The sequence below is a fragment of the Mycobacterium sp. NGS39 genome (genome assembly GCF_059812765.1).
The window spans coordinates 269,108-277,745 of record NZ_JCALDH010000006.1; the positions used below are offsets into that span (position 1 = coordinate 269,108).

Here is an 8,638-nt window from a genome sequence, read left to right on the forward strand (position 1 = left end):
GAGCCTGGATGAGTGGGCTAATCGTGCGGTGTTGACTCGTCCGGGGCCGCCGGCGCGGTCGATTCCGGAGGTGTTCGCCGAGTGGGTGGCGCGGGCCCCGGAGGCGGTGGCGGTCAGCGGCGGGGGTGTGTCGTTGACGTATCGCGAGTTGGATGAGTTGTCGAACCGGTTGGCGCATTTGTTGGCCGGTCGCGGTGCTGGGCCTGGCCGGTGTGTGGCGCTGTTGATGTCGCGGTCGTCGCGGGCGGTGGTGTCGATTCTGGCGGTGCTCAAGACGGGGGCGGCGTATGTGCCGATCGATCCGGTGGTGCCGGATGCGCGTATCGAGTTCATGTTGGGTGATGCTGCTCCGGTGGCGGTGATCAGCACCGCGGAGTTGGCGCAGCGCCTGGATGGGTTCGAGGTTGCGGTGATCGACGCGCACGATCCGCGCATCGAGGCCGAGCCGGTGACGGGGTTGGCGTTGGCGGCGCCTGACGATGTGGCGTATCTGATCTACACGTCGGGCACCACCGGTGTGCCCAAGGGTGTGGCGGTGACCCATCACAACGTCACGCAGTTGCTGGAGTCGCTGGATGCGGGCCTGCCCAAGCCGGGTGTGTGGGCGTTGTGTCATTCGTTGGCGTTCGACGTGTCGGTGTGGGAGATCTTCGGGGCGTTGCTGCGTGGTGGGCGGCTGGTGGTGGTGTCTGAGGTGGTGGCCGCCTCGCCGGACGATTTCCACGATGTGCTGGTGGCCGAGCAGGTCAGTGTGTTGACGCAGACGCCGTCGGCGGTGTCGGCGCTGGACCCGCAGGGTTTGGAGTCGGTGGCGTTGGTGATGGCCGGTGAGGCCTGTCCGCCGGAGGTGGTGGATGCGTGGGCGGCTGGCCGGGTGATGGTCAACGCCTACGGCCCGACCGAGACGACGATGTGTGTGTCGATCAGTGCGCCGTTGAGGCCGGGTTCGGGCGCGCCGCCGATTGGTTCGCCGGTGCCGCAGGCGGCGTTGTTTGTGCTGGACAAGTGGCTGCGGCCGGCGCCGGCGGGGGTGGCCGGTGAGTTGTATGTGGCCGGGGCGGGGGTGGCCAACGGTTATGTGGGCCGCTCGGGGTTGACGGCGTCGCGGTTTATGGCGTGCCCGTTCGGCGGTCCGGGCGCGCGGATGTATCGCACCGGGGATCGGGTGCGCTGGGGCACTGACGGGCAGTTGCAGTATCTGGGCCGCACCGACGAGCAGGTCAAGATCCGCGGGTATCGCATCGAGCTGGGCGAGGTGCAGTCGGCGCTGGGGGCGTTGGACGGGGTCAAGCAGGCAGTGGTGATCGCCCGGGAGGACCGCCCGGGTGATAAGCGTCTGGTGGGGTATGTCACCGAGACGGTCAGCGGGGCGGTCGATGCGGTGGCGGTGCGCGCGCAGCTGGCTGAGCGGCTGCCCACCTATATGGTGCCGGCGGCGGTGGTGGTGTTGGAGTCGCTGCCGTTGACGGCCAACAACAAGCTCGACACGCGGGCGTTGCCGGCGCCGGAGTATCTGGATGGCGGTGGGGCGTATCGGGCGCCGGGCACGCCCACCGAGGAGTTGTTGGCCCGCATCTTCGCCGAGGTGTTGGGGGTGGAGCGGGTCGGGGTGGACGACTCGTTTTTCGAGTTGGGCGGCGACAGCATCTTGTCGATGCAGGTGGTGTCACGCGCGCGGGCGGCCGGTGTGGTGTGCAAGCCGCGGGATGTGTTCGTCGAGCAGACGGTGGCCAAGCTGGCGCGGGTGGTGCGCACCGCGGATGCGGCGGAGGTGGCCGATGAGGGCACCGGCGCGGTGGTGGCGACGCCGATCATTCGCTGGTTGCAGACGGTGCAGGGTCCGGTCGATCAGTTCAATCAGACGGTGGTGCTGCAGGCCCCGGCCGGGGTCGGTGAAGCCGACGTGGTGGTGGTGTTGCAGGCGTTGGTGGATCGGCATGCCACGCTGCGGCTGCGGGTCGATGACGACGGTGCCGGCGGGTGGGCGCTGTCGATACCGCCGGTGGGATCGGTGGATGCGGCTGCGTGCGTGCAGACCGTCGACGTCATCTCTGATGAGGCGTTGGTGGCCGCGCGACAGCGGTTGAACCCGGCAGCGGGGGTGATGCTCGCCGCGTTGTGGGTGGCTTCGGTGCGTCAGTTGGTGGTGATGGTCCATCATCTGGCGGTCGACGGGGTGTCGTGGCGAATCCTGTTGGAAGACTTGAACATTGCGTGGGCGCAGCACCACAGTGGCCAGCCGATCGCGTTGCCGGCGGTGGGCACCTCGTTTGCCCGCTGGTCGAGGCTTTTGGCCGAGTATGCCGACGACCCCAAGGTGGTGGCGCAGGCGGAGGCGTGGCGTCAGGTGGCGGCCACCGCACAGGTGGTGGCGCCCGTGGTGCCCGACCGCGACACCTATGCCAGCGCGGGGTCGTTGGCGGTGTCGCTGGAGGTTGAGACCACGCGGATGGTGTTGGGGGAGGTGCCGGCGGCGTTTCACGCCGGGGTCAACGATGTGTTGTTGATCGCGTTCGGGTTGGCGTTGGCGGAGTTCTTCGGCACCGGCAGCGCGGCGGTGGGTATCGACGTGGAGGGCCACGGCCGCGCCGAGGAATTGTTCGACGACGTGGACCTGTCGCGCACCGTCGGTTGGTTCACCACGAAGTATCCGGTCGCGCTTTCGGTGGGCGGGGTGTCGTGGAGTCAGGTGGTGGGCGGGGACGCCGCGTTGGGCGCGGTGGTCAAAGACGCCAAGGAGCAGCTGCGTGGGATGCCCGACGGGCTGACCTATGGGCTGTTGCGTTATCTCAACCGCGAGGTCGAGGTGGGTGGGGCCGATCCGACGGTCGGGTTCAACTATCTGGGTCGGATGGGCGCCGCCGGTGCGGAGTTGTCCGGGGAGTTGTGGTTGATCAGCCAGGACGCGTTGGCGGCGACGGGTGCGGTGGCCGCGGTGCCGATGCCGTTGGCGCACACCCTGGAGCTCAACGCGGCCACGGTGGACACCGAGGCGGGCCCCACCCTCAACGCGACCTGGACGTGGGCGCCGGCGGTGCTCAGCGAGGCGCAGATCAGCCGGCTGGGCGAGCTGTGGTTTGAGGCGCTGCGTGGGATCTGCGCGCATGTGCGCCGCGGCGGGGGCGGGTTGACCCCCTCGGATATTGCGCCGGCTCGGCTTTCTCAGCAGCAGATCGACGAGCTGGCCGAGCAGTACCGCATCGCCGACATCTTGCCGTTGACGCCGCTGCAGCAGGGGTTGTTGTTTCACGCCAGCACCGCCGCGGCCGGTGGTGAGGTGGCCGACCTGTACACGTTGCAGCTCGATTTCACGGTGGCCGGCCCGTTGGATGCCGATCGGCTGCGCCACGCAGTGCAGGTCGTGGTGGGGCGCCATCCGAACCTGGCGGCGCGGTTCTGCGAGCGCTTCGAGCAGCCGGTGCAGATCATCCCCGCCGATGCGGTGCCGGCATGGCGCTACGTCGATCTGGCCGGCCAAGCCGATGTCGAGCAGCAGACCAGCCAGCTGGTGGCCGCGGAGCGGGTCGGGGTGTGCGATCTGGCCCATCCGCCGGCGTTTCGTGCCGCGTTGGTGCGCACCGGCGCCGATCGGCACCGGTTCGTGCTGACCGTGCACCACATCGTGATGGACGGCTGGTCGATGCCGATCCTGCTGTCTGAGATCTTCGCCAGCTACTACGAGCAACCGCTAGGTGCGCCGGTGCCCTATCGGCGGTTCGTCACCTGGCTGGCCGAGCGCGACCTGGATGCCGCGCGTGCGGCGTGGGCGCAGGTGCTGGCCGGGTTCGACACCCCCACCCTGGTGGCGCCCGGGGATCGGTTGGCCGTGGGCGAACGCGGCGTGCAAACGTTCGCGATCCCCGAAGACATCACCGCCGCGGTCGCAGAGCTGGCGCGCACCCAGCACACCACCGCCAACACCGTGCTGCAGGCCGCGTGGGCGCTTTTGCTGTCGTCGCTGACCGGCCAGCACGACATCACGTTCGGGTTCACCGTCTCAGGGCGCCCACCGGAGTTGGCCGGCGCCGACTCCATGGTGGGGTTGTTGATCAACACCGTGCCGGTGCGCGCCCTCATCGGTGTGCACACCAGCACCGTCGATCTGCTCGAGCAGCTCACGACCGCGCACCACCAGACCCTGGAGCACCAGCATCTGGCGCTGCACGACATCCACCGTCTCACCGGAGTCGAGCAGCTGTTCGACACGCTGTTCGTCTACGAGAACTACCCGATCGACACCGAAGCGCTGTCGGGGGCGGCCGGGCTGGCCGTCACCGACATCACCAACCACGAATCCACCCACTACCCCCTGTCGGTGGTCGCAGTGCCCGGCCGCGAGCTGGGGCTGCGCATCGAATTCGACAAAGACGTCTTCGATGAGCCCGCCGTCGCGGCGCTGATGACACGCTTGGAGCACCTGCTGGCGGCGATGACCGCCGACCCGGGCCAACCGCTGTCGACCATCAATATGCTCGACCCCGCCGACCAGGCCCGCCTCGACGAGCTCGGCAACCGGGCGGTACTGACCCGGCCCGCGCCCCAAACCCCTTCCATCCCAACACTTTTCGCCGCGCAGGTGACCCGCGCCCCGCACGCCACCGCCATCACCGACCAACGCCAATCCCTCACCTACACCCAACTCGACGAAGCCTCAAACCGATTGGCGCACAAGCTCATCGGCCACGGCGCCGGCCCAGGCCAATGCGTGGCACTGCTGATGCCGCGCTCCGCACAGGCCATCGTCGCGATTCTCGCGGTGCTCAAAACCGGGGCCGCCTATCTACCGATCGACCCGGCAGTGCCCGAGGCGCGCATCGCGGTGATCCTCGGCGACGCCAAGCCGGTCGCGGTGGTGAGCACCGCCGCTGTGGCGGCAGGGCTTGACGTCCTCAAAGGTGACGTCGCGATCGTCGACGTCGAGGATCCAGCCATCCAGACACAGCCGAGCACACCGCTGCCAGCCCCGGCCGCCGATGATCTGGCCTACCTGATCTACACCTCGGGCACCACCGGCACACCCAAGGGTGTGGCGCTGACGCACCGCAACGTGACGCATCTGCTCGAGTCGGTGGACGTCGGGCTGCCGCGTGACGGGGTGTGGTCGCAGTGGCATTCGTTGGCGTTCGACGTGTCGGTGTGGGAGATCTTCAACCCGCTGCTCGGCGGTGGGCGGCTGGTGGTGGTGCCCGAAGCAGTGGCCGCCTCACCCGAGGACTTCCACGCATTGTTGGTGGGCGAGCAGGTCACGGTGCTCAACCAAACACCGTCGGCTGCGGCGGCGCTGTCGCCGCAGGGGTTGGAGTCGGTGGCGTTGGTGGTCGCGGGGGAGGCGTGCCCGCCCGAGCTGGTGGATCGGTGGGCGCCTGGGCGCTTGATGCTCAACGCCTACGGTCCCACCGAGACCTGGTACACGTCGTTCAGCGCGCCGCTGAGCCCGGGAACCGCGGTGGTGCCGATCGGCACGCCGGCACCCGGAGCGGCCTTCTTTGTGCTCGACACCTGGTTGCGCCCGGTACCAACCGGCACGGTCGGCGAGCTGTATGTGGCCGGGCACGGCGTGGCCAGCGGCTATGTGCGCCGTGCCGGGTTGACCGCGTCGCGGTTTGTGGCGTGCCCGTTCGGGGCGCCCGGGCAGCGGATGTATCGCACCGGGGATTTGGTGCGCTGGGGTGCCGACGGGCAGTTGCAGTATCTGGGCCGCGCTGATGAGCAGGTCAAGATCCGCGGCTATCGCATCGAACTGGGCGACGTGCAAGCCGTGCTGGCCGACATCGACGGAGTGGACCAAGCCGTCGTCGTTGCCCGCGAAGACCGCCCCGGTGACAAGCGCCTCGTCGGCTACATCACCGGCACCGCCGACCCGGCCGCGGTGCGCGCCCAGCTGGGCGGGCGGCTGCCGGCCTACATGGTGCCCGCGGCGATCGTGGTGCTCGAGGCGCTGCCGCTGACGGTCAACGGCAAACTCGACAAGCGGGCATTGCCGGCGCCGGAGTATCAGAGCGGCGTCTACCGTGCACCGAGCAATCTCACCGAGGAAATGCTGGCCGGCATCTACGCCGCGGTGCTCGGTGTGGAGCGGGTCGGGGTCGACGACTCCTTCTTCGAGTTGGGTGGGAACTCGCTGCTGGCCATGCGGGTGGTCGCCGCGATCAACAACGCCTTCGAGGCCGACGTTTCGGTGCGCGCATTGTTCGAGGCGCCCACCATCGCCGAGTTGGCCCCGCGCATCACGCAATCCGCCGGTGGGCTCGCGCCGTTGACGGCGGTCGAGCGCCCGGACGTGATCCCCCTGTCGTTCGCGCAGAACCGGCTGTGGTTTTTGGATCAACTGCAGGGCCCGTCGCCGGTCTACAACATGGCGGTCGCGCTGCAACTGCGCGGCGCGCTGGATGTCGACGCATTGGGTGCGGCGCTGGCCGATGTGGTGGCCCGCCACGAGACGCTGCGCACCGTATTCGTGGCCGCCGACGGTGTGCCCCAGCAGGTGGTGCTGCCCGCCGAGCAGGCCGACTTCGGTTGGCGGATCATCGATGCGGTCGGCTGGCCGGCCCAACAGCTCGAGGAAGCCATCGGCCAGCAGGTCCGCTACACGTTCAACCTCGCGACCGAAACCCCTTTGCGCGCAACGCTTTTCCGTCTTGCCGACGACGACTATGTACTGGTGGCGGTGGTGCACCACATCGCCGCCGACGGTTGGTCGATCACCCCGCTGGTCAACGACTTGGGACAGGCGTACCTGGCCCGCCACGAAGGACATGCGCCTGGGTGGGCGCCGTTGCCGGTGCAGTACATCGATTACACGTTGTGGCAGCGGGCCCAGCTCGGTGATCTCGACGATCCCGACAGCCGCATCAACGCCCAGCTGGCCTTCTGGCAGGACGCGTTGGTCAACTTGCCGGAACGGTTGGCGCTGCCCACGGATCGGCCGTATCCGGCGGTCGCCGATTACCGCGGGGCCAGCGTGGCGGTGGACTGGCCGGCCGAATTGCAGCAGCAGGTCGCCGAGGTGGCCCGCGAACACAATGCCACCACCTTCATGGTGGTGCAGGCCGCGTTGGCGGTGCTGCTGTCCAAGATCTGCGCCACTTCCGATGTGGCCCTTGGTTTTTCGATCGCCGGGCGCCGCGACCCGGCACTCGACGATCTGGTCGGCTTCTTCGTCAACACCCTGGTGCTGCGCGTCGAGGTCGACGGTGACCCTACCGTCACGCAAGTGCTCGAGCAGGTACGCCAGCGCAGCCTGGCCGCCTACGAACACCAAGACGTGCCCTTCGAAGTACTCGTCGAACGGCTCAACCCGACACGGTCATTGAGCCATCACCCACTGATCCAGGTGTTGTTGGCCTGGCAGAACTTCACCGGCCAGGGCAACGCCCCGGTGCCAGACTTGGCGTTGGGCGATGTGCAGGTAAGCCAGCTGCCAGTGCAAACCCGCGCCGCGCGAATGGATTTGGGGTTCTCCCTCGGTGAGCGCTGGAATGCGTCCGGGGAACCCGCAGGCATCGGTGGGTCGGTGGAGTTCCGCACCGACGTGTTCGACGCGGCCAGTATCGAGGTGTTGATCCACCGGCTGCGGCGGGTGTTGACGGCGATCACCGCCGATCCGGCGCGGCGGTTGTCGACGATCGATGTGCTCGATGAGCAGGAATATGCCCGGCTGGATGAGCTGGGTAATCGGGCGGTTCTGACCCAGCCCGCGCCGGCCGCGGCGACGATCACCGAGTTGTTCGCGGCGCAGGTCGCCCGTGTTGGCGACGCGACCGCGGTTACGTGTGGCGACCGGTCGCTGACCTATCGCGAGCTCGATGAGGCGTCGAATCGCTTGGCACACATGCTCGTTCACTTGGGTGCGCGGCCAGGACAGTCTGTGGCACTGCTGTTGCCGCGCTCCGCGCAGGCGATCGTGTCGATTCTGGCGGTGCTCAAGACCGGGGCGGCGTATCTGCCGATCGACCCGGCGGTGCCCGAAGCGCGCATCGCGGTGATCCTCGGCGACGCCAAGCCGGTCGCGGTGGTGAGCACCGCTGGGTTAGCGGCGCGGGTTGACGGCGATGTCGTGGTCGTCGATGTGGACGATCCGCGCATCGACACCTTATCGAGCACGGCGCTGCCGGGTCCGGTCGCCGATGACATCGCCTACATCATCTACACCTCCGGCACCACGGGTGTGCCCAAGGGTGTGGCGATCACTCATCACAACGCCACGCGGTTTGTCGAGTCGGTGGCTTCGCGGTTGCCGCGCGATGGTGTGTGGACGCAGTGGCATTCGTTGGCCTTTGACGTGTCGGTGTGGGACATCTTCGGTCCGTTGCTCGGTGGTGGGCGGCTTGTGGTGGTGCCCGAGGAGGTGGCCGCCTCGCCGGAAGAGTTCCGCGCTCTGCTGATTCGCGAACACGTCGATGTGCTCAGTGAGACTCCCTCGGCCGTCGGGTTGCTCTCGGCGGAAGGCTTGGAGTCCACCGCGTTGGTGGTGGCCGGTGAGGCGTGCCCCGTCGAGTTGGTGGATCGCTGGGCGGCCGACGGGCGGGTGATGATCAACGCCTACGGCCCAACCGAAGCCACGGTGTATGCGGCGATCAGTGCGCCGTTGACGCCAGGGTCTGGTGTGGTGCCGATCGGTGCGCCGGTGCCGCAGGCC

The 8,638-nt window shown here is 68.3% G+C and carries 1 protein-coding gene; it reads left to right on the forward strand.

Annotated elements, in window-relative coordinates; all coding sequences use genetic code 11:
* Positions 1-28: 28 nt before the first annotated feature.
* On the forward strand, positions 29-8,638 hold an 8,610-nt coding region (locus AC5Y39_RS11155; protein ID WP_500048216.1), incomplete at its 3' end, for an amino acid adenylation domain-containing protein.